The sequence below is a fragment of the Rhizobium sp. CFBP 13644 genome, from assembly GCF_014842165.1.
Taxonomy (GTDB): Bacteria; Pseudomonadota; Alphaproteobacteria; order Rhizobiales; family Rhizobiaceae; genus Agrobacterium; species Agrobacterium tumefaciens_C.
In genome coordinates this window covers 115,318-136,925 of sequence record NZ_JACYVF010000006.1, presented here as the reverse complement: position 1 = coordinate 136,925, position 21,608 = coordinate 115,318, and the positions used below count along the sequence as shown (strand labels likewise).

18 protein-coding genes and 1 riboswitch are annotated in these 21,608 nt (G+C 58.0%); of the genes, 11 read left to right on the top strand and 7 right to left on the bottom strand.

The features are described 5' to 3' along the window. The gene (locus IFT53_RS15935) at nucleotides 1-153 is read right to left on the bottom strand and encodes a hypothetical protein (protein ID WP_042617019.1); all 153 of its coding nucleotides are present in this window, start codon (nucleotides 151-153) and stop codon (nucleotides 1-3) included. 172 nt (nucleotides 154-325) lie between these two features. On the opposite strand from IFT53_RS15935, the gene IFT53_RS15930 reads away from it, so the two are divergent. Both IFT53_RS15930 and aroB read left to right on the top strand, forming a co-directional pair. After that, on the top strand, nucleotides 326-922 hold the full coding sequence (locus tag IFT53_RS15930; RefSeq protein WP_042616864.1) for a shikimate kinase: 597 nt from the start codon (nucleotides 326-328) through the stop codon (nucleotides 920-922). A 3-nt stretch (nucleotides 923-925) separates the two neighbouring features. Beyond that, complete coding sequence (aroB, locus tag IFT53_RS15925; RefSeq protein ID WP_192066145.1) at nucleotides 926-2,059, top strand: 3-dehydroquinate synthase; 1,134 nt, start codon at nucleotides 926-928, stop codon at nucleotides 2,057-2,059. A 2-nt stretch (nucleotides 2,060-2,061) separates the two neighbouring features. Here aroB and IFT53_RS15920 read toward each other — a convergent pair whose 3' ends face one another. Then, entirely contained in the window at nucleotides 2,062-2,343 is a 282-nt protein-coding gene (locus tag IFT53_RS15920) for a BolA family protein (RefSeq protein ID WP_192066147.1), read from the bottom strand. A 113-nt stretch (nucleotides 2,344-2,456) separates the two neighbouring features. Here IFT53_RS15920 and IFT53_RS15915 point away from each other — a divergent pair, with 113 nt between their 5' ends. The 6 genes from IFT53_RS15915 (at nucleotide 2,457) to IFT53_RS15890 (ending at nucleotide 11,854) form a co-directional block, all read left to right on the top strand. Then, nucleotides 2,457-3,086: a J domain-containing protein gene (locus IFT53_RS15915; protein ID WP_042616867.1), complete on the top strand. Its 630-nt coding sequence runs from the start codon at nucleotides 2,457-2,459 to the stop codon at nucleotides 3,084-3,086. Between the two features lie 65 nt (nucleotides 3,087-3,151). Next, nucleotides 3,152-4,141, top strand: coding sequence for a cobaltochelatase subunit CobS (gene cobS / locus IFT53_RS15910; protein WP_042616868.1), 990 nt, complete (start codon nucleotides 3,152-3,154; stop codon nucleotides 4,139-4,141). A 101-nt stretch (nucleotides 4,142-4,242) separates the two neighbouring features. Beyond that, nucleotides 4,243-6,147, top strand: coding sequence for a cobaltochelatase subunit CobT (gene cobT / locus IFT53_RS15905; RefSeq protein ID WP_192066148.1), 1,905 nt, complete (start codon nucleotides 4,243-4,245; stop codon nucleotides 6,145-6,147). A gap of 52 nt (nucleotides 6,148-6,199) precedes the next feature. Next, entirely contained in the window at nucleotides 6,200-7,180 is a 981-nt protein-coding gene (locus IFT53_RS15900; RefSeq protein WP_192066304.1) for an esterase-like activity of phytase family protein, read from the top strand. 331 nt (nucleotides 7,181-7,511) lie between these two features. Further along, complete coding sequence (locus IFT53_RS15895; RefSeq protein ID WP_192066150.1) at nucleotides 7,512-8,759, top strand: efflux RND transporter periplasmic adaptor subunit; 1,248 nt, start codon at nucleotides 7,512-7,514, stop codon at nucleotides 8,757-8,759. After that, on the top strand, nucleotides 8,756-11,854 hold the full coding sequence (locus IFT53_RS15890) for an efflux RND transporter permease subunit (RefSeq protein WP_192066151.1): 3,099 nt from the start codon (nucleotides 8,756-8,758) through the stop codon (nucleotides 11,852-11,854). The genes IFT53_RS15895 and IFT53_RS15890 overlap by 4 nt, the downstream gene beginning before the upstream one ends. Nucleotides 11,855-11,912: 58 nt before the next feature. Here the strand turns inward: IFT53_RS15890 and IFT53_RS15885 are convergent, their stop codons facing one another. The 4 genes from IFT53_RS15885 to ugpB form a co-directional block, all read right to left on the bottom strand. Continuing rightward, nucleotides 11,913-12,953, bottom strand: a complete 1,041-nt coding sequence (locus IFT53_RS15885; RefSeq protein WP_192066153.1) for a sn-glycerol-3-phosphate import ATP-binding protein UgpC — start codon at nucleotides 12,951-12,953, stop codon at nucleotides 11,913-11,915. Then, entirely contained in the window at nucleotides 12,953-13,801 is an 849-nt protein-coding gene (gene ugpE, locus IFT53_RS15880; RefSeq protein WP_192066155.1) for a sn-glycerol-3-phosphate ABC transporter permease UgpE, read from the bottom strand. The genes IFT53_RS15885 and ugpE overlap by 1 nt, the downstream gene beginning before the upstream one ends. Before the next feature lie 10 nt (nucleotides 13,802-13,811). Beyond that, the gene (gene ugpA, locus IFT53_RS15875; protein ID WP_192066156.1) at nucleotides 13,812-14,693 is read right to left on the bottom strand and encodes a sn-glycerol-3-phosphate ABC transporter permease UgpA; all 882 of its coding nucleotides are present in this window, start codon (nucleotides 14,691-14,693) and stop codon (nucleotides 13,812-13,814) included. Between the two features lie 144 nt (nucleotides 14,694-14,837). Next, nucleotides 14,838-16,142 carry a sn-glycerol-3-phosphate ABC transporter substrate-binding protein UgpB gene (gene ugpB / locus IFT53_RS15870; protein WP_192066158.1) on the bottom strand — a complete coding sequence of 435 codons (1,305 nt, stop codon included), beginning with the start codon at nucleotides 16,140-16,142 and terminating at the stop codon, nucleotides 14,838-14,840. 233 nt (nucleotides 16,143-16,375) lie between these two features. Here ugpB and IFT53_RS15865 point away from each other — a divergent pair, with 233 nt between their 5' ends. Then, nucleotides 16,376-17,095 carry a GntR family transcriptional regulator gene (locus IFT53_RS15865; protein ID WP_192066160.1) on the top strand — a complete coding sequence of 240 codons (720 nt, stop codon included), beginning with the start codon at nucleotides 16,376-16,378 and terminating at the stop codon, nucleotides 17,093-17,095. Nucleotides 17,096-17,242: 147 nt separating this feature from the next. After that, nucleotides 17,243-18,178 carry a dihydrodipicolinate synthase family protein gene (locus IFT53_RS15860; protein WP_192066161.1) on the top strand — a complete coding sequence of 312 codons (936 nt, stop codon included), beginning with the start codon at nucleotides 17,243-17,245 and terminating at the stop codon, nucleotides 18,176-18,178. A 72-nt stretch (nucleotides 18,179-18,250) separates the two neighbouring features. Here the strand turns inward: IFT53_RS15860 and ribB are convergent, their stop codons facing one another. Further along, a complete protein-coding gene (ribB, locus tag IFT53_RS15855; RefSeq protein ID WP_192066163.1) occupies nucleotides 18,251-18,892 on the bottom strand; it encodes a 3,4-dihydroxy-2-butanone-4-phosphate synthase in 642 nt (213 codons plus the stop codon). A gap of 112 nt (nucleotides 18,893-19,004) precedes the next feature. Then, nucleotides 19,005-19,151, bottom strand: a riboswitch (FMN riboswitch). 210 nt (nucleotides 19,152-19,361) lie between these two features. On the opposite strand from ribB, the gene IFT53_RS15850 reads away from it, so the two are divergent. Then, the gene (locus IFT53_RS15850; protein WP_192066165.1) at nucleotides 19,362-21,575 is read left to right on the top strand and encodes a heavy metal translocating P-type ATPase; all 2,214 of its coding nucleotides are present in this window, start codon (nucleotides 19,362-19,364) and stop codon (nucleotides 21,573-21,575) included. Nucleotides 21,576-21,608: the final 33 nt, after the last annotated feature.

The window sequence follows — 21,608 nt, the reverse complement described above, 5'->3', positions numbered from 1 at the left end:
TCAAGGGGTGGGCGGGTTCAGCCGCTCGGATGGAATTCTGACCGTAATTTCCCGCTCCCGCGGTTCCACCAGCATGACGAGCGACAGCATGCTGCCATAGATGATGCCAGCGATGGCGACCAGAACGAAGATGAAGCGAAAAAGGGTTGGCATGCATACTCCGGTGAGGTCTTGGCGCTTCATATCGGGCGCAGTTGTGGCAAAGGCAAGGTCCGCACCCCGCATTTGCCATGGGTCTTCGAGGCGATTCTCGTTCTATAAGGCGCAATTAGGCTTGACGCTTGGTAAACATTTGCAGATACCGATCCCAAACGGACCATCATTCATGAGCGAACCCAACACAAGTTTTCACCCTGCTACAGGTGAGAAATCGATCGGTGAAAAAGCGCGGGCTGCGCTTGGAAAGCGGAACCTTGTTTTCGTGGGCTTGATGGGCGCGGGCAAGTCCGCCATTGGCAGGCTGGTCGCCCAACAGCTCAGGATACCCTTCATCGACACCGATGTTGAAATCGAGCGCGTATCGCGCATGACGATTTCCGAACTCTTTGCCGCCTACGGCGAAGATGAGTTCCGGGCGCTCGAAAAGCGGGTCATCAAGCGGCTGTTGCGAGGCGGGCCGAAGGTGGTTTCGACCGGTGGCGGGGCTTTCGTTAATGAAGGCACGCGCAAGCAGATCAAGCGCGGCAGCATATCCATGTGGCTGAAAGCCGACCTCGATGTGTTGTGGGAGCGGGTCAACAAACGCGAACACCGGCCTTTGCTGAAGACAGAAAACCCGAAAGCCACATTGCAGGCTCTGATGGAGCGCCGCTACCCGATTTATGAAGAAGCCGACATAACGATCGAGTCACGCGATGTCCGCAAGGAAATCATTGTGCACGAAGTGCTGGAAGCAATCGTCGGTGCAGAGCAGAAAGCCTGATCCATGACATCTCACGAAATGCCCGCCGATGAACGCCTCGTACATGTGCCGCTGCCGGACCGTGCCTATGATATTCTGATCGGACCTGGCCTCGTCAGCCGTGCAGGGGGCGAGATTTCCTCGCGCCTGAAGGGAAAGCGCGCCGCCATCATCACCGATGAGCATGTTGCGCCGCTCTATCTTGAGGCTTTGATGGATGGCCTTCAGACGGATGGCATCGAGGCCGTCTCCCTGACGCTGCCGGCTGGTGAAAAGACCAAGAGCTTTGAGCATCTGATGACCGTTTGCGATACCGTGCTTGCGGCCCGGATAGAGCGCAACGATGCGGTGATTGCACTCGGCGGCGGCGTCATCGGTGATCTCGCGGGCTTTGCCGCAGGCATCGTTCGTCGTGGCGTCCGCTTCGTGCAGATCCCAACATCGCTTTTGGCGCAGGTCGATTCGTCCGTTGGCGGCAAGACCGGCATCAATTCGCGTCACGGCAAAAACCTTGTCGGCGTCTTTCATCAGCCCGATCTCGTGCTCGCGGATACTGCGGTACTCGATACGTTGAGCCCGCGCGAATTTCGCGCCGGTTACGCGGAAGTCGTCAAATACGGCCTGATCGATAAGCCGGAATTTTTCGGCTGGCTGGAGAAGAACTGGACCGACATTCTTGCGGGTGGTCCGGCTCGTATCGAGGCCATTGCCGTCAGCTGTCAGGCGAAATCCGATGTGGTTGTCGCCGACGAAAAGGAAAATGGCGTCCGGGCCCTGCTCAATCTGGGCCACACTTTCGGCCACGCGCTCGAAAGTGCGACGGAATACGATAGCCGGCGTCTGGTCCACGGCGAAGGCGTTGCCATCGGCATGGTGCTCGCGCACCAGTTTTCCGCACGCCTCAATCTGGCAAGCCCTGATGATGCCGCCCGTGTCGAAGCGCATCTGAAGGCCGTCGGCCTGCCGACGACCATGAAGGATATTCCCGGCGCTCTGCCACCGGTTGAAACGCTGCTAACCGCGATTGCTCAGGACAAGAAGGTCAAGGGCGGCAAGCTCACCTTCATCCTTACCCATGGCATCGGCCAGTCCTTCGTGGCTGATGATGTGGCGGCGTCAGAGGTGCAGTCGTTCCTGGGCGAAAAGCATCCGGGCTGATCTCAGAACCGGGTCTTTTCGCCCGGTGCTGCGATCTCAAGTGCCAGCGCGTGCAGACCAGCATCCAGTTCCGGCTTTAGCAGTGCGTTGACGGCGCGGTGGCGGTCAACACGGGACTTGCCTGCGAAGCTTTCTGACACCATCTGAACACGCATATGCGTCTCGTCTGCGCCGGTCATATCCGGCTGATGTCCCGCATGCATATGACTTTCATCAATGACCTTGAGTCGCTCAGGCGCGAACGCTTGCTTGAGCTTGTTTTCTATGCTGTCGCGCAAGGTCATGTGTGGCGTCTCCAATGGGTCGTGCCTCTAAAAGGGGGTTATCTAAAGACCCGTAACATTCTGCTTTGTCAATTCTTGTTGTGCGCGATTTCGCGCACCATAATCAGGCTACCATGAAACTGGATTCGAAATACTTCGACCGCATTCGCACACGCCGCAGAAAGGACCGGGAGCCTGAGATTCAGACCCCGACCTGTCAGTGGGATGGCTGCGAAAAGCCGGGCGCTCACCGTGCCCCCGTCGGCCGCCATGCCGAAGGGCAATTCTTCATGTTCTGTTTTGAGCATGTGAAGGATTACAACAAGGGTTATAATTATTTTTCCGGCCTGTCGGATGCCGAAATCGCGCGATATCAGAAAGAGGCGATCACCGGGCATCGCCCCACCTGGACGGTTGGCGTCAACAAGAGCGCTGCTGAAAGTGCGCTGCATTCGACGCTTCGATCCGGTTCAGCCAGTGCGACCAATGCGCGCATCCGCGACCCGTTCGGCTTTGCATCCGGGCAGGGGCGCACCGGTGGCCCCCGTTACCAGCAGAGCCGCAAGCTCAAGACCCTGGAACAAAAAGCCTTCGATACGCTTGGGCTTTCTGTGAATGCCAATCAGGACGAAATAAAACGGAGCTATAAGGACCTTGTCAAAAAGCACCATCCTGATGCTAATGGTGGTGATCGCGGTTCGGAGGAGCGTTTTCGTGCTGTAATTCAAGCCTACCAATTGTTAAAGCAAGCAGGATTCTGCTAAGCCCTTTCCTGTGAGCGCCTGATAGATATTGTGGCCGGGTGGCTGCTACCCGCCTTGGAGTCGTTATGAGCAAAATTGACCTTGATATAACAAACCTGCCGGATACCACAGTCTCCGTGAGAGACGTTTTCGGTATCGACACGGATCTGCGCGTGCCCGCCTATTCGAAGGGTGACGCCTATGTGCCGGATCTTGACCCGGACTACCTGTTTGACCGTGATACCACGCTCGCCATTCTGGCCGGTTTTGCTCACAACCGACGCGTGATGGTCTCGGGCTTTCACGGCACGGGTAAGTCAACCCATATCGAGCAGGTCGCGGCCCGCCTGAACTGGCCTTGCGTGCGCGTCAATCTCGATAGCCATGTCAGCCGTATCGACCTCGTCGGCAAGGACGCCATCGTTCTGAAAGACGGCAAGCAGGTTACGGAATTCAAGGACGGCATTTTGCCATGGGCCTACCAGCACAATGTAGCGCTGGTATTCGATGAATATGATGCCGGTCGCCCGGACGTGATGTTCGTTATTCAGCGCGTGCTGGAATCATCAGGTCGCCTGACGCTGCTCGACCAGAGCCGTGTTATCCGTCCTCACCCTGCCTTCCGCATTTTCGCAACAGCCAACACGGTTGGCCTGGGCGATACGACCGGCCTTTACCACGGCACACAGCAGATCAATCAGGCGCAGATGGACCGCTGGTCGGTCGTGACAACGCTCAACTATCTGCCGCATGAGCAGGAAGTTGCCATCGTCGTTGCCAAGGTGAAAAGCCTTGATAACGCCAAGGGCCGCGAAACCGCCTCCAAGATGGTGCGTGTTGCCGATCTGACCCGTTCGGCCTTCGTCAACGGCGATCTCTCCACGGTCATGAGCCCGCGCACGGTTATCACCTGGGCGGAAAATGCCGATATTTTCGGTGATGTCGCCTTCGCGTTCCGCGTTACCTTCCTAAACAAGTGCGATGAGCTGGAGCGGACGCTGGTGGCTGAACATTATCAGCGCGCATTTGGCGTCGAGTTGAAGGAAAGCGCTGCGAACATCGTTCTCAGCGCCTGATTTTCCCCGGCATTTCCGGAGAATGTCACCAGTGAGTTGAAGACGACTGTCCTTCCGCCACCCGGCGGAGGGTGAGCGTTCAGGAATCGACAGGAAAGACCATGGCAGGCCGCGGCGACAATGTGAGACCCAAATCCGGGACGGTGATCGATGCAGAACCGCTGCGTCAGGCCATTACCGGATGTGTGCGCTCGATTGCGGGTGACTCGGAAGTCGAAGTGGTCTTTGCCAATGAACGCCCCGGTTTGGCCGGTGAGCGCATGCGCCTGCCGGAAATCTCCAAGAAACCGACCGTTCAGGAAATCGCCATTACCCGAGGCCTTGGTGATTCCATGGCGTTGCGTCTGGCCTGCCACGATAGCGATATCCACGCCACCATGTCGCCGCAGGGGCCGGATGCAAGGCTGATCTTCGATGCGGTGGAACAGGCACGTGTGGAATCCATCGGCGCCATGCGTATGGCTGGCATGGCATCCAACATCAGCGCGATGAATGCCGAGAAATACGCCAAGGCGAATTTCGTCAATATCAAAACCCAGGAAGAAGCGCCACTCGCCGAAGCCATCGCCATGATGGTTCGCGAAAAGCTGACCGGCGAGAAGCCTCCGCAAAGTGCAGGCCAGGTGCTGGATCTCTGGCGGCCATTCATTGAAGACAAGGCCTCTGCCGATCTTCAGGATCTGTCCAAGGTCGTTGAAGACCAGAAGGCCTTTTCGAAGCTCATCCGCAAGATGCTGACCTCCATGCAGATGGCGGAGGATTTTGGCGACGATGACGACCAGCCCGAAAGCCAGGAAACCGAGAGCGAAGAAGACCAGCCCGCCAGCAACGAGACGCAGGAAGAGCAGGTCGAGGAAGAAGCCGGTTCCGATGCCGCACCAGCCGAAGAGAGTGAAGCCTCTCAGGAGCAGATGGAAGACGGCGAGATGGATGGTGCCGAGATGTCGGAGGACGAAATGTCCGACGATCTCGATGAAGATTCCGAAACGCCCGGCGAAACCCGTCGTCCCAACAGCCCATTTGACGATTTCAACGAGAAGGTGGATTACCGCATCTTCACGCAGGAATTCGATGAAGAGATTTCCGCCGAAGAACTGTGCGACGAAGCCGAGCTGGATCGCCTGCGCGCTTTCCTCGACAAGCAGCTCGCGCATTTGCAGGGTGCCGTCGGGCGCCTAGCCAACCGTTTGCAACGTCGCCTGATGGCGCAGCAGAACCGGTCGTGGGATTTCGATCTGGAAGAGGGCTATCTCGATCCGGCGCGTCTGGTGCGTCTGGTGATCGACCCCATGCAACCGCTGTCCTTCAAGAAGGAACGCGACACCAAGTTCCGCGACACGGTTGTCTCGCTGGTCATCGACAATTCCGGCTCCATGCGTGGCCGCCCGATTACGGTTGCGGCCACCTGCGCCGATATTCTGGCGCGCACTCTGGAACGTTCGGGCGTCAAGGTCGAAATTCTCGGCTTTACAACGAAGGCCTGGAAGGGCGGTCAGTCGCGTGAGCAGTGGCTGGCCAATGGCAAGCCGCCATCTCCGGGCCGCCTCAACGATCTTCGCCACATTGTCTACAAGTCGGCAGACGCACCATGGCGCCGTTCGCGCCGCAATCTCGGCCTCATGATGCGTGAAGGCTTGCTCAAGGAAAATATCGACGGCGAAGCACTGATGTGGGCGCATAACCGCCTCATCAACCGGCCTGAACAGCGCAAGATCATGATGATGATCTCTGACGGTGCGCCGGTGGATGATTCAACGCTTTCGGTCAATCCCGGCAACTATCTGGAGCGCCACCTGCGCGCCGTCATCGAGCAGATCGAGACACGCTCGTCGGTGGAGCTGCTTGCCATCGGTATCGGCCATGACGTGACACGCTACTATCGCCGCGCCGTGACCATTGTGGATGCCGACGAACTGGCAGGCGCGATGACAGAGCAACTCGCCGCATTGTTCGAAGATACAAGCGCAGCCCCCCGCCGCTCCGGCAGGATGCGCCGTGCCAGCTAGGTCGACGCTGGCCTTAGCCTCAATATGGTCTGCCAGATTTTTCCGCCGTGCAATGGTCGCCACCGTCGCGTCAGTGGCTGCGCTGTGCCCCTCCGGCATGGCCGCTGCCACGGTCGATGTATCAGTCACATCGCGTCCGATTGATGTGTTCAAGGTCGGCTCGACCGAGACGCGGTTCGGCAGGTTGGAATTTGTGGGTGGGCTTGTCATGCGCTCGCCCGAACCCTTGTTCGGGGCCATTTCAAGCATTCGCTTTCTGCCGGATGGAACGAACTTTCTGGCTGTTCTCGACACGGGCCACTGGATGAGTGGCGCTATCGAGCGCGGGGCATCCGGTGTACTCTCAGGCCTGTCGAACGTTCATATCGACCCGATGCTGGACCGAAATGGGCGCGAAGCCAAGCGCAAGGTGGATATGGATGCCGAAGGGCTCGCCCTTCGCGCCGGCAAGGCCTTCGTCAGCTTCGAACAGCAGCCCCGTATCGATATCTACCCCTATGAGGGCAGGGCGGCGGCAAAGCCGATTGGACGCTTGCCGCATCTCATTCCGGACGGCGAGTTCCGCAGCAATGCGGGCATGGAAACGCTTGCCCTATCGCCAACCGATGGTCCTCTGAAGGGCGCGATGGTGACCATTGCCGAGGCCAGCGTCGATAGCAGAGGTCATCTCCTTGCCGCTGTTCTGGAAGGGCCGCGTAAGGGGCTCTTCACCGTTGCAAAGCACAGTGCGTTTTCCGTCACAGACGGGGCGTTCCTGCCCAATGGCGATCTGCTGCTCCTGGAGCGCATGTTCGATCTGGCGCTCGGTGTCGGCATGCGCATCCGCCTTATTGAAGCTGATGCGATCAAGCCCGGTGCTGTCGTGGATGGTGGGGTTTTGCTCCAGGCGGACTTGTCCGACCAGATCGACAATATCGAAGGCATCGATGTCATCAAGGCGGCAGATGGGTCCACGCGCCTGATCCTCGTTTCGGATAATAACCACTCCTTCCTGCAGCGAAACATCATGCTGGAATTCAAGTTGGCCGACTGAGCCATGGCGCAGGGTCTCAGCCGCGCCTAAGGCACTGTCGCCGTATTACAGTAATTTAATCTCCCATCATCTTCCATTTTCAGTGTTTGGCGCGTTAAGTGTGTCAAGAAACAGTGACGGTCGCGCCATCGGCTGTTTGTGCATGTATGATTGCAATCGGTTCTCCGCATTACCGCAGCACGCGAGGCTATTGAGCTATGAATATACTTCCATAGCAGGATTTATTTACCGAATTTGGGAAAAATACAGTTCCTGTGATGCTTTAATATTTCCTGTTTTCCCTAAGTTCAGTTGACATCTACCCGGATTAACCTCTCCAGAGGACTTCTGCATGAAGTATATTTCAACGCTCGTGGTGGTCGCAGCCATTTCGATCCTCCTCTTCGTCTACCGTAGTGACTTTGCAGCCTACCTTCCGGCCTGGGCGGCCGAGGCTCCCTCAGCATCCGATGGCATCCGCGCATCAGCAGACGGGCCATCCAGGCATGGTGAAAGACGAGGGTTGTCGCAGTCGGGGTCGCGCACGGTGGCCGTAAAAATTGCTGTCGTTACGTCAGGGTCTTTGCCGGTTGAGCGGGAAACCATCGGCACTATCGTTCCCGTGGCCTCGACCGCCTTGACGAGCCCGATCTCCGGCATTGTGGCAAATGTGCTGGCCAAGGATGGTGCTGAAGTGAAGGCTGGCGATCTGCTGGTTCAGCTGGATGACCGGACGATCAAAGCCAATATTCAGCGTGATGAGGCACAGCTTGCCAAGGATCAGGCAACGCTGGATTCCGCCAACGCCACCCTCAGCCGCACCGAGACATTGGCTAGAACCGGCGTAGATACGCAGCAGCAGGTCAGCGATGCCAGCGCCACGGCCCGGCAGGCCGCCGCCACATTGCTGGTCGATCAGGCCAGCCTTGCCGCCGATCATGTCACGCTGTCGCAAACGCAAATCCGCGCTCCTTTTGATGGCAGGCTGGGGGCCGTGCTTTTGTCTGCAGGTGCTTATGTCGCGCCGGGTGCCAATGTTGTGCAACTGACACAGATGAAACCTGTCTATGCCGAGTTCATGCTGCCGGAACCGGACCTCGCGTTGATCCGCGCCACCATGGCCACCAAGAGCCTGTCCGCCACGGTCTCTCCCACCCAGGCAGACGCGAAAAACCACAGTGCAACCGGACCCATCGCCTTCATCGATAACAATGTCGATGCAGCCTCTGGCACCTTCAAACTGCGAATGCTGCTGGAGAACAACGCCGAAGACTTCTGGCCGGGACAGTCGCTGAAAGTGGCAGTCACCGCTGGCAAGGCCGACAATCTGGCCGTTGTACCTTTTGTGGCGCTCCAGCCGCAGGCAGGTGGATATGTTTGCTATGTCGTGCGGGCCGACAATACCGTCGAACAGCGCAAGGTAACGGTGGCACTCAGCAATGGTGATCTTGCAGGCGTTTCTGCGGGGCTTGCCGAGGGTGAAAAGGTCGTCATCGAAGGACAGGCCAGCTTGGCCAATGGAAGCCAGGTCACGGTCAAGCAGACGGATGGCGATGCCGTAACCGAGACCCGAATTTCCCAAATCGGTGTCGCGCCATGAACATTTCCGAGATTTTCATCCGTCGCCCGGTCGCAACAATCCTTTTGATGATCGGCGTGGTGCTTGCCGGTTTCTCCGCCTATCGAAACCTGCCCGTCGCCGCACTGCCGCAGGCGGATTTCCCCACCATCAATGTCTCCGCCCAACTGGCCGGTGCTGCACCGGATACGATGGCAAGTTCGGTGGCGACGCCGCTGATCAAGCAGTTTCAAACGATAGCCGGTATCGATACGATCACCGCAAGCTCATCGCTCGGTAATACCCAGATCACCATCCAGTTCAATCTCTCTCGCAATATCGATGCCGCCGCAGCCGATGTTCAGGCCGCGATTGCGCGAACGCAGCGGCAATTGCCTGATAATATGACATCGCCGCCCAGCTATCGGAAAGTGAACCCGGCCGATGCTGCCGTCATCATTCTGGCGCTGACCAGCGATGGTGCCGAGTTGACCAAGATGGACGACCTTGCCGAGAATGTGATTTCCCCGGCTCTGTCCACCATTTCAGGTGTGGCGCAGGCACAGATCTTCGGTGCGAAGACCTATGCAGTGCGCGTGGAGGTCGATCCTGCCAAACTCGCAAGCCGAGGCCTTTCGCTGGACGGGCTTTCCAGCACACTTGCCGCCGCAAACGACCAGTCCCCCATCGGCACCCTGCAGAATTCCTCGCAGGCACTGACGCTCGATGCCTCCACGCAGCGAACCGACGCGGCTTCGTTCCGCACACTCATCATTGCCAATCCAGACAACCGTATCGTCCGGCTTCAGGATGTGGCAACGGTGAAGGACAGCGTGGAGGTCGTCAATCAGGGAAGCTGGCTAGATGGTACGCCGGCTATCGTTCTGTCGGTCCAGCGGCAACCCGGCGCAAACACGGTGGCGGTGGTGGATGCTATCAAGGCCAAGCTTCCCGAGTTGCAGGCAAGCCTGCCCGCCAACATGCATATCAATGTTGTCAATGACGCATCGGTCTCGATCCGTGCCGCCGTGGATGATGTTGAAACAACACTGATGGTGACGCTTGGCCTCGTCATTCTGGTCATCTACCTGTTTTTACGTCAGGTCTGGGCCACGCTTATTCCCGGCCTTGCCGTGCCCCTGTCACTGGTTGCCACCCTTGGCGCCATGTATGCGCTGGGTTTTTCCATCGACAACATATCGCTCCTCGGGCTCACGCTCTCGGTCGGTCTTGTGGTGGATGATGCCATCGTGATGCTGGAAAACATCGTCCGCAAGGTCGAGGAGGGCATGCCGCCGTTTCAGGCGGCCATCGAAGGCAGCCGCGAGGTGACGGGCACCATCATCTCCATGTCGATATCGCTGGTTGCTGTGTTTCTGCCGATCCTCCTCATGGGCGGCATCGTCGGACGTGTCCTGAATGAGTTCGGCGTGGTCGTCACCTTGGCGATTATGGCATCGGCAATCGTGTCCCTGACAGTCACGCCCATGCTGGCCGCGCGTCTGCCGCACCATGCGCCATCAGAGAACCCCAAAAGGACCATGTTCGACCGGGCAACGGATGCCTATGGTCGCTCCGTTGGCTGGTGCCTTGTTCACAGGCCGGTGGTCATCATCATGTTCCTGCTCACGCTGGTCGGTTCGGGCTGGATGTTTTCAAGCCTTGCCCGCAGCTTCTTTCCAACCGAGGATCTCGGTTTGCTAACGGTCTCCACGCAGGCGCGACAGGATATTTCCTATAAGGCCATGAGCGGCCTTCAGGCCCAGGCCGCCAGCATATTGTCTGCCGATCCGGCTGTCGCCCACGTCACCTCGACCCTCGGCTCAGGTCCGGGGGGCTCGGCGCTCAACTCCGGCACGCTGCTGGTTCAGCTCAAACCAGCCGACCAGCGCCCGGACCTTCAGGCGACGCTTGGCAGCTTGAGACACTCTCTGGCAGGCATTGCAGGCCTCAAGACCTTTATCACACCGCAGCAGAGCCTGCGCTTTGGCGGACGCAGCACCCAGAGCCTCTATCAGGTGGTGCTGCAATCCATTGATGCCAACGCGGCGCGCCAATGGTCGCAAACGCTGGCCGATGCCATGCGGGCAGAGAGCGGCACCTTCATCGATGTCGCCTCGGATTTGCAGGACAATGCCCTGCAGGCCCATGTCGAGGTCGATAAGGACCGAGCAAACAGTCTCGGCGTTTCCTCACAGTCCCTGCGCAAGACGCTGGAAGCAGCCTTTGGCAGCTATGTCGCGACGCAAATTCAAACGACGGGCAACAGCTACGATGTCATTCTGGAATATGATCAGTCCGTTGACTGGACAGAGCAATCGCTGCGTTCCTTGCGGGTTGCTTCGTCATCCGGCGCGTTGGTGCCGCTATCGAGTTTTGCCACGATCAGCCGCAAGCCGGGGCCTGTTACGGTGAACCAGACGGGGCAGCTGACATCGGTCACGCTCTCCTTCAACCTGCCCGCTGGCGTGTCGTTGGGCCAAGCCACGCAGCAGCTTGATGCGCTGAAGCAAAAGATCGCGCTTCCATCGACGGTCACGACCAATCTTGCCGGTGCCGCACAAATCTTCAAGCAGACGAGTGACAGCACCGGGCTGCTCATCGGTGCTGCAATCCTCACCATCTACATCGTGCTGGGCGTGTTCTATGAGAGCTTTCTGCATCCGCTGACAATCCTCTCCGGTCTGCCATCTGCCGCCTTCGGCGCGTTGCTGACGCTGAAACTCTTTGGTTTCGACCTGTCGATCATCGCCCTCATCGGTCTTCTGATGCTGATCGGAATCGTCAAGAAGAACGCCATCATGATGATCGACGTTGCGCTGACCTTGCAGCGGGAGGAAAAGATGCCGACGCTTGAGGCGATCCACGAGGCGGCGGTTCGTCGCCTGCGCCCGATCATGATGACAACATTCTGCGCGCTGTTCGGGGCGCTTCCCATCGCTTTGGGAACGGGTGCCAGCTCGGAGCTGCGCCAGCCGCTGGGTATCGCCGTGGTGGGCGGGCTGATTGTTAGCCAGATCCTCACATTGTTCATGACGCCCGTAATCTTCGTGGAGATCGAGCGGTTTTCAGACTTTCTGAAGTTCCTCTTCAGGAAAGACCGGCATCAACCGGAAATGGAGCCGACCGGCGCTTGAGACTATGCTGTACTGGCAACTGGCCCTGACGAATCGGGGCCAGTTGCTTTGAAAAGTTTTAGAGACGGTTCCCGGCTGCATCGAACAGATGGAAGCGGGAGGCGTCCGCTGTGATGGCCATTGTGTCGCCAATCTCTATTGCCGAGCGACCGGCAACACGAAAGACGATCGGGTTCCCGTCCGACATCTCCGCGTGAACATAGCTTTCCGCGCCCACAAGCTCCACGGCGGCGACAGTCACCGGGATATTGAATGGGCTTGCGGATGATGCCTCTGCAATGGTGAGATCCTCAGGGCGTATGCCGATTGTCGCGGCACCGGCAGGAATGCTGCCATTCTCGGGTGCTTTCCACACCTTGCCGTCTAGGGGCAAGAGGTTCATGGAGGGTGAGCCGATGAAGGTGGCAACGAAGGATGTCGCCGGCTTCTCGTAAAGCTCGATGGGCGTTCCGACCTGTTCGATGCGCCCGGCATTCAACACGACTAGTCTGTCAGCCAGCGTCATTGCCTCCATCTGGTCGTGGGTGACGTAGATGCTGGTGGTTGCCAGAGAGCGTTGCAAGCGCCGGATTTCCACCCGCATCTGCACGCGCAGCTTCGCATCCAGATTGGACAGCGGCTCATCGAACAGAAACACGGATGGCTTGCGCACGATTGCGCGGCCCATGGCCACGCGCTGGCGCTGTCCGCCGGACAATTGTCTGGGCTTGCGCTCCAGATATTGCTCGATTTCGAGTGCGCGGGCGGCATCATTGATGCGCCTGTCGATCTCGTCCTTGGGCGTGTTGCGGTTCTTCAGCCCATAGGCCAGATTTTGCCGCACGGTCATATGCGGATAGAGCGCATAATTCTGGAAAACCATGGCGATATCCCGTTCCGCCGGTTCCAGATCGTTGACGCGCTTGCTCCCAATATCGACATCGCCGGAACTGATGCTTTCAAGCCCGGCCACCATGCGCAGCAGGGTGGATTTGCCGCAGCCGGAAGGGCCAACGAGCACGATCATCTCGCCGTCCTGAATGCTCAGCGATACGCCTTTGATCGCCTCGACATTGCCGCCATATACCTTGCGAACGTCCTTGAGTTCGATTGTTGCCATTATTTTTCAGTCTCCACCAAGCCTTTGACAAACCAGCGCTGCATCAGCACCACGACGATAACCGGAGGGATGATGGCGAGAATTGCCGTTACCATCACATAATTCCAGGGGGTCGAGGCGTCGGTGAAATCCACCATGCGGCGCAGGCCGATAATGATCGTGTTCATTTCCGCGCGATCCGTCACCAGAAGCGGCCACAGATACTGTGTCCAGCCATAGATGAAGAGGATCACGAACAGGGCCGCTATGTTCGTTGTCGATAGCGGCAGCAGAATATCGCGCATGAAGCGGAAGGGTCCTGCATTGTCGATGCGGGCTGCCTCCACCATCTCGCCGGGAATGGTCAGGAAGAACTGCCTGAACAGGAAGGTTGCCGTGGCCGATGCCATGAGCGGCAGGGTCAATCCCGCATAGGTGTTCAACATGCCAAGATCGACGATCACCTTGTAGGTCGGCAGAATGCGAACCTCCACCGGCAGCATGAGGGTGATGAAGATCATCCAGAAAAAGCCCATGCGGAAGGGAAAGCGGAAGAAGACGATGGCGAAAGCCGACAGGAACGAAATGATGATCTTGCCGACGGCAATGGCCAGCGCAACCACGAAGCTGTTGAACAGCAGCCGTTCAAGACTGACGCCAACCACCCGCTCGACACCACCTGAAATGGCTTCCCCGTAATTTTCCGCAAGGTGCCCTGATGGCAGAAGAGAAAGCGGCGGGCGCAGGATGTCGGTCGATGTCGCTGACGATGCGATGAAGGTGTAATAGATCGGAAAGGCGACGATCACGATGCCGAGGACCAGCATCAGATGCGCCATGAGAGTTGCGATGGGACGGTTCTGGATCATTCTGTTTTCCTCAACCGTAATGCACGCGCCGCTCAACGAAGCGGAACTGGAAGGCTGTGAGCGCAATGACGATCACCATCAGGATAACGGATTGCGCCGCCGATGAACCAAGGTCGAGATTGACGAAGCCGTCATTGTAAACCTTGTAGACCAGCGTTTCCGTGGCCTTTGCCGGACCGCCACCCGTCACGGAATGAATGATGCCGAACGTATCGAAGAAGGCATAGACCGTGTTGACCACCAGCAGGAAGAAGGTCGTGGGTGCCAAGAGCGGGAAGATGATGGTCCAGAAACGGCGCGCACCGCGGGCACCATCGATGGCGGCGGCTTCGAGAAGCGATTTTGGAATGGCTTGCAGCCCCGCGACGAAGAACAGGAAGTTATAGCTGATCTGTTTCCACGCGGCCGCCGCAACCACCAGCGTCATGGCCTGGTTGCCATTCAGCAGCGGATCCCAGTCAATGCCGTTTCTGCGCAGGATATAGGCGAAGGTGCCCATGGCCGGGTTGAACATGAACAGCCAGAGCATGCCGGCAACGGCAGGTGCGACCGCATAGGGAATGATCATCATGGTGCGGTAGAAGCCCTTGCCGCGCACCACGAGATCCGCAGCCGTTGCCAGCAAAAGGGCAGCACCCATGGAAACGAGGGCCGTGGCAATGCTGAAGACGACGGTGACCTGCAAGGCGCGCAGATAATTCGGATCAGACAGAATGGCGGAGAAATTGTCAAAGCCGACAAAGCGGCTCTGCAGACCGAAGGGGTCCTCGCTCATGGCAGATTGATACAGTGCCTGACTGGCCGGCCAGAAGAAAAACACCACGGTCAGCACGATTTGCGGGGCGACCAGAAAATAGGGCAGTATCTTGTTGGGAAAGACGACGCTTTGCAAAGGCGGGCTCCTTTAGAGCATCCGACAGGTCATGTCGGATGTCTCACAATAGTCGGATGCTTGTGTAGTCAGGCGGTGCCGCGCAGTGCACACCGCAATGGTATCATGGCTGCCAGCACCTTTAAGCACCAGCAGCCAGGTTGGTTATCGGCCAACGGCCTGCTGAATGGCCGCATTGCCGCGCTCGACAGCCTTATCAAGCGCTGCCTTGGCATCCTGCTTGCCCGCAAGCATCGTCTCGAACTCTTCGTTCATGATATCGCGGACCTGCGGCAGGTTAACCAGACGAACACCCTTGGAGTTTGCTGTCGGCGGCTTGCCCATCATCTGGAGAAGCGGCGTTTCGCGGGCCGGGTTCTTGCCATAAAAGCCCGATGCCTTGGTGTCTTCATAGGCGGCCAGCGTAACCGGCATATAGCCCGAAACCTGATGCAGGCGAGACTGGATCTTGGTCTGCGACAGGAACTGGAAGAACGCCGCCGTGCCCTTATACTCATCGTCGGATTTGCCGCCGAAGACCCAGAGGCTCGCGCCGCCCGGTATCGTGTTCTGCGGGCGTCCTTCGCCTTCGTAATAAGGCAGCTGGCCGATGCCGTAATTCATGCCGCTCTTGACGATATCGCCAAGGCCGCCCGAAGATTCCGTGAGAATGCCGCATTCGCTTGATGTGAACAGCTGCTTTGCTTCGGATGTTCTGCCGCCGTAACGGAATGTGCCATCCTTGGCCAGATCGGCAATGGCCTGGAAATGCTTGACGAATGGCTCGGAATTGAAGGCCAGCTTGACGTCTGTTCCGGCAAGACCATTTTCATTGCTGCCATAGGACAGGTTGTTCCAGGCGGCAAAGTTTTCGGTCTGGATCCAGGTCAGCCATGTTGAGGTAAAGCCGCAAGGCGCTGCACCGCTGGACTTGATCTTCTTTGCGGCTTCAAACACGGCAGGCCATGTCTTTGGCGGGTTCTCAGCGTCCAGCCCGGCCTTTTTGAAGATGTCCTTGTTGTAGTACATAATCGGCGAAGAGGAGTTGTAGGGGAAGGACAGCATGGTGCCGTCAGGCTTGGAATAATAGGAGACGATTCCTGGCAGATAGTCCGCCTTGTTGAAGGTCAGACCGGCTTTTTCCAGAACCTCCGCCACGGGAACGATGGCACCCTGCGCGCCCATCATCACGCCGCTGCCTGCATCAAACACCTGAATGATGGCTGGAGGCTGCTTGGCGCGGAAGGCGGCAATGCCCGCATTCAGCGTTTCCGGGTAGGTTCCCTTGAAGACCGGCAGGACCTTGTAATCCTTCTGGCTTTCGTTGAATTCCTTTGAAAGCTGCTCGACAACCTCATTGTTGGCGCCAGTCATGGCATGCCACCATTGAATTTCCGTGGCGGCCATGGCGCTGGACGCCATCAGCAGTGCAGATGTGGCAACGGTGACCGAAGTGAAGACGGCTTTCATGGAATTTCCTCCCTACCATGAACTGATTTTGGGCGATCATGAATCGCCACGTTCTTCATGATCACTTTCAAACATTAGCCGCAACTGATTTCTGTCATAAAACTGTCACAATAGCAGGCGCGACAGTGGAAACTGGTGGAAATGCAAAGGCAGGCACTCTTTTTTAGGCGTTTTGTTATCCCGGCTAATATCGTAAGTGAACATCATCGACAGGGTTGCGGGGTGCAGGGCAGATGGCTGCGAAAGAAAAACTTGATGACAGGGAAAAGCAGACCCACCGCCGGGGTTTTGGTGTTTCCACCGTCTATGAAACGCTGCGCAACGAGATCATCGAACTGAAGCTCGCCCCCGGAAGCCCCATTGACGAGGTGCAGCTTTCCGAACGTTTCGAGCTTTCCAGAACGCCCATCCGTGAGGCTCTGGTCAAGCTGTCTTCCGAGGGCCTGATCACGACGCTCACCAACCGCGCCACGATCGTGTCCCAGATCGACTTTCTTGGCCTGCCGGAATTTTTCGATGCCTTGACGCTGATGTACCGGGTCACCACGCGGCTTGCGGCGGCCCGGCACGAAGAGGCGGATATTCCGCTCATCCTGTCGTCTCAGGCGGCTTTCGAAAGCGCCGTCAACGAGCGCGATGTACTTGGCATGATTTCCACCAACCGAGACTTCCACGTGGCCATCGCACTTGCTGGGCGCAACCGCCATTACACGGAATTGTTCACCCGTCTGCTGGATGAGGGCAGACGCATTCTGCGTCTCTATTATTCATCGTTCAATGATGTCCTGCCGCGCCACTATGTTACGGAGCATGAGGATATGATCGCCGCCATCATCGAGCGTGATATCGAGAAAGCAGACCGCATCGCCGTGGCCCATGCTGACCAGATCGTCCAGCAGATCCGCTCCTATATCGCTGCCGATACGCGCCAGACCACCAACATGCCGCTTTAAATCCTGCGTTCTGTGGTCATGACGAAGCACCTTACTCGTGCTCACGCCTTTTGTATTTTATTTGTCGACAGAGCTGATGTCCTGTGATAATTCATTTATCCATGATGAATAGGGCGCTCGCGCCTGAGTTTAAACGAGGCTGAACACATGGCAGATACGATCTTCTCCGGCTGCATCCCCGCTCTCATGACGCCGTGCAACCCGGACCGGACACCGGACTTCGACGGCCTGGTAAAGACAGGCAAGGAATTGATCGCGGCTGGCATGTCTGCGGTTGTCTATTGCGGATCGATGGGCGATTGGCCGCTTCTGAGCGATGAGCAGCGCCAGGAAGGTGTGCGTCGGCTTGCCGAAGCGGGCATTCCCGTGATTGTCGGCACCGGTGCCATCAACACCCAATCGGCGGTCAGCCATGCAGCCCATGCCGCAAAGGTTGGCGCAAAGGGCTTGATGGTCATTCCGCGCGTTCTGTCGCGCGGCTCGTCTTCTTCCGCGCAGAAGGCGCATTTCTCGGCCATTCTCGAAGCTGCAAACGGCCTGCCTGCGGTCATCTACAACAGCCCCTATTACGGTTTCGCCACCCGCGCCGATCTGTTCTTTGACCTGCGGTCGCGCTATTCCAACCTGATCGGCTTCAAGGAATTTGGCGGCAAGGCGGATATGACCTATGCGGCAGAAAACATCACCGCAGGCGATGATGACCTGACCTTGATGGTGGGTGTGGATACCGGCGTCTACCACGGTTTCGTCAATTGCGGCGCAGGCGGTGCCATCACCGGCATCGGCAACGCGCTGCCACGTGAGGTTCTCCACCTCGTTTCGCTGTGCGAAAAAGCCGCCAAGGGCGATGCCGCGGCGCGCCGTGAGGCGCTTGAGCTCGAAGAAGCTCTCACCGTGCTGTCGTCCTATGATGAAGGCCCGGATCTGGTGCTTCACTACAAATATCTGATGGTGCTGAATGGTGCCGAGGAATATTCGCTGCATTTCAACGAGAGCGACGAACTCAGCGCTTCGCAGCGCCGCCAGCTGGAAAATCAGTATGCGCTGTTCAAGGCCTGGTACGCCTCACGCTATCCGAACTGATATTTCGATGGTTTGAAACGAAAAATGCGCCCGGTGAGGCGCATTTTTTGTTCGTCATGCAGCCTTGTGCGCTCAGGCGACAGCCATTTCCAACAACTCTGCCGGCTCCCTTTCGGTCAGATAGTCGACAAGATCCTTGATCGTGACGAGGTGAAGCCCGTGGCGTGCCGCAAACACCTTGAGTTGAGGCAGCCGTGCCATGGTCCCATCATCATTGGCCACTTCGCAGATCGTGCCGCTCGGGAACCTGCCCGCAAGGCGGCACAGATCGACCGCTGCTTCCGTATGCCCGGTGCGGCCGAGGACGCCGAGGGGATTGGCGCGCAGCGGAAAGATGTGGCCAGGCCGGGCAAAATCGTCAGGTTTTGCGTCAGCCGATATCAGCGCACGAACCGTGTTGGCACGGTCGCTGGCCGAAATGCCTGTCGTGGTGCCCGGAATATAGTCCACAGAAACGGTAAAGGCCGTTTTGTGGAACTCCGTGTTGCGCGGCACCATCAGTGGAATATCCAGCTCATCCAGCCGTTCGCCGGGCATGGCAACACAGATCAAGCCACGGGCGTGGTTCATCATGAAAGCAACCTGCTCGGCGGTTATGCTGTCGGAGGCGACGATAATGTCGCCCTCGTTTTCGCGGTCCTCATCATCCACCACGATGACCATGTCACCGCGCGCAATGGCTGCCACCGCCTCTTCAATTTTAGAAATAGTCATGTCTTGCCTTTCAAGGGTTATGCCGTTGCCAGCACTTTCGCGTTTTTTCAAAACGCCAAATCTCCCTTGGGCGAACAACGCAACGCTCCCCCGCTGCGTGCAGGAGATGCCACCTTGTTCTCTTCCATCCGGACTATACCGTCGGCTCCGGCATCTCACCGGATCTGCTGACCTTCCGGCCAGGCCGGAAGCGCTCGCGGGCTCCGGGAAAAATCCCGATACCGCCGGTGGGGAATTGCACCCCGCCCTGAGAACAGATCGAGCATATGGCATGAAATAGCCGGTAGGCAAGGGGCAAAGATTGCCTGCAAAGCGGCGTTACGGAAATGAATTTGCGCGGGCTAGGGTGGCGTACCGTTTATCGCCCTGCCTTCTTTTTATCAGAAAGATGCCGATCTCGGAATTTTCCTCTTGCAGCTCTAGTGGCTGTAGGTCGTAGCACTGGTGTCGTGAACAAGGGAAACACGATATGAGCGCGTCATTGCAGACCAGATTTCGGGTAGAGGGAATGGACTGCGCATCCTGCGCAGCCAAGATCGACACAGCGGTGCGCCGCTTGTCGGGCGTCGAAGATGTCTCCGTCTCCGTCACATCAGGCACCATGACCGTCAGCCATGATCCGACAAGCGATCTGGCCGCGATCGGCAGACAAGTGACGGGCCTCGGTTATGACGCGACGCAAATCCCATCTGGTGCCGCCGCAAAGCCTGATGCTCCGCATGAACACGGCCCCGCCTGCTCCCATGACCATCACGAACACCAGAAGCCAGAACAGGCATCGGTCGAGGGCTTGCACGGTCACGATCATGGGCCTTCCACCGGACCCTGGTGGAACAGCAAGAAGGGTCGCGCAACCATTCTGGCAGGCGTGACGCTTGCTGTGGCCTATGGTGTCGGGCATCTGTTTCCGGCCATTCAGCTTTATGCCTTTACGCTGGCGATGCTGGTTGGTCTGGTGCCGATTGCGCGCCGGGCCTTCATGGCTGCTCGTGCCGGAACGCCGTTTTCTATTGAAATGCTGATGACGATTGCGGCGATAGGGGCGCTCGCCATCAACGCCACGGAAGAGGCGGCAGCGGTTGTCTTTCTGTTTCTGGTGGGTGAGCTGCTGGAAGGCGTGGCTGCGGGCAAGGCGCGAGACAGCATCAAGTCGCTCGCCGCACTCGTTCCAAAGACGGCATTTCTGGAAGAAATGGGGCAGACGCGTGAAGTGAAGGCTGAGACCCTTGCGATCGGCTCCGTCATTCTCGTTCGCCCCGGCGACCGCATCTCGGCAGATGGCGTTATTCTTTCAGGTGAAAGTGCGGTGGACGAAGCGCCTATGACCGGCGAAAGCGTGCCGGTTAACAAGGGGCCTGATGATCTCGTCTTCGCTGGCACGGTCAACGGCAATGCTGCTCTGCGCGTTCGGGTAACAGCCACGGCTGAGGACAACACCATTGCCCGTGTCGTGAAGCTCGTGGAGGAAGCGCAGGAGAAGAAAGCGCCGACCGAGCGTTTCATCGACCGCTTTTCTACCTATTACACGCCAGCGGTCGTTGCCATCGCAGCCCTCGTAGCCATCCTCCCGCCCTTGTTTCTTGGCGGTGACTGGAATGAATGGATCTACAAGGGGCTGGCCATTCTGTTGATCGGGTGCCCCTGCGCACTGGTTATCTCGACACCTGCCGCCATCGCCGCATCCCTGTCTTCAGGTGCAAGGCGCGGCCTTCTCATGAAAGGCGGCGCGGTGCTGGAAGGGCTTGGCAAGCTGACCGCCGTTGCGCTGGATAAGACGGGTACCCTGACCGAAGGAAAGCCTGTCGTCACCGATATCGTGCCGTTCGCGTTTGCTCAGGCCGACATTCTGCGTCTGGCAGCCGCACTCGAGACAGGTTCAAGCCATCCGCTTGCGCTCTCCATTCTCGCAAAGGCCAAGCAAGATGGCATCACCATTCCATCCGCCACGGATGCCAAGGCATTGGGTGGCAAGGGCGTGACGGCTGTTGTCGAGGGGAGGGAGATTTTTCTCGGTTCGCCAAAAGCTGCCAATGATCTGATTGCCATCCCGCAACAGCATCTGAAGACGATCTCCGCATTGAACGATGAAGGCAAGACGGTCTCTGTTCTGATTGCAGGCGGACAGCTGGCCGGTGCCATCGCCATGCGGGATGAGCCTCGTACTGACGCCGTGCAGGGTCTGGCGATGCTGAAGGAGAGCGGCGTCAAGATCATCATGCTAACAGGCGATAACAAGCGCACGGCGGATGCCATCGGCCAGACACTTGGCATCGAGGTTCGTGCGGAGCTGATGCCGGAGGACAAGCAGCGGATTGTTGGCGAATTGAAGGCTGAAGGCTATGTGGTCGGCAAGGTTGGCGATGGCATCAATGATGCACCGGCACTTGCGGCGGCTGATATCGGCATTGCCATGGGTGGCGGCACGGATGTGGCGCTGGAAACGGCCTATGCCGCTATTCTGCATGGCCGCGTCAGCGACGTGGCGCACATGATCGCGCTTTCCAAACGCACTATGCGCAATATCAGGCAGAACATCGCCATATCGCTTGGTCTGAAAGCCGTGTTTCTGGTCACGACCATTCTCGGCATCACAGGCCTATGGCCCGCGATCCTTGCAGATACCGGCGCCACCGTTCTGGTCACGATCAACGCGTTGCGCTTGCTGCGCAACCCGGCAGCGTAAAGTGTGAGAGCCCGTAATGATGTTTGCGGGCTC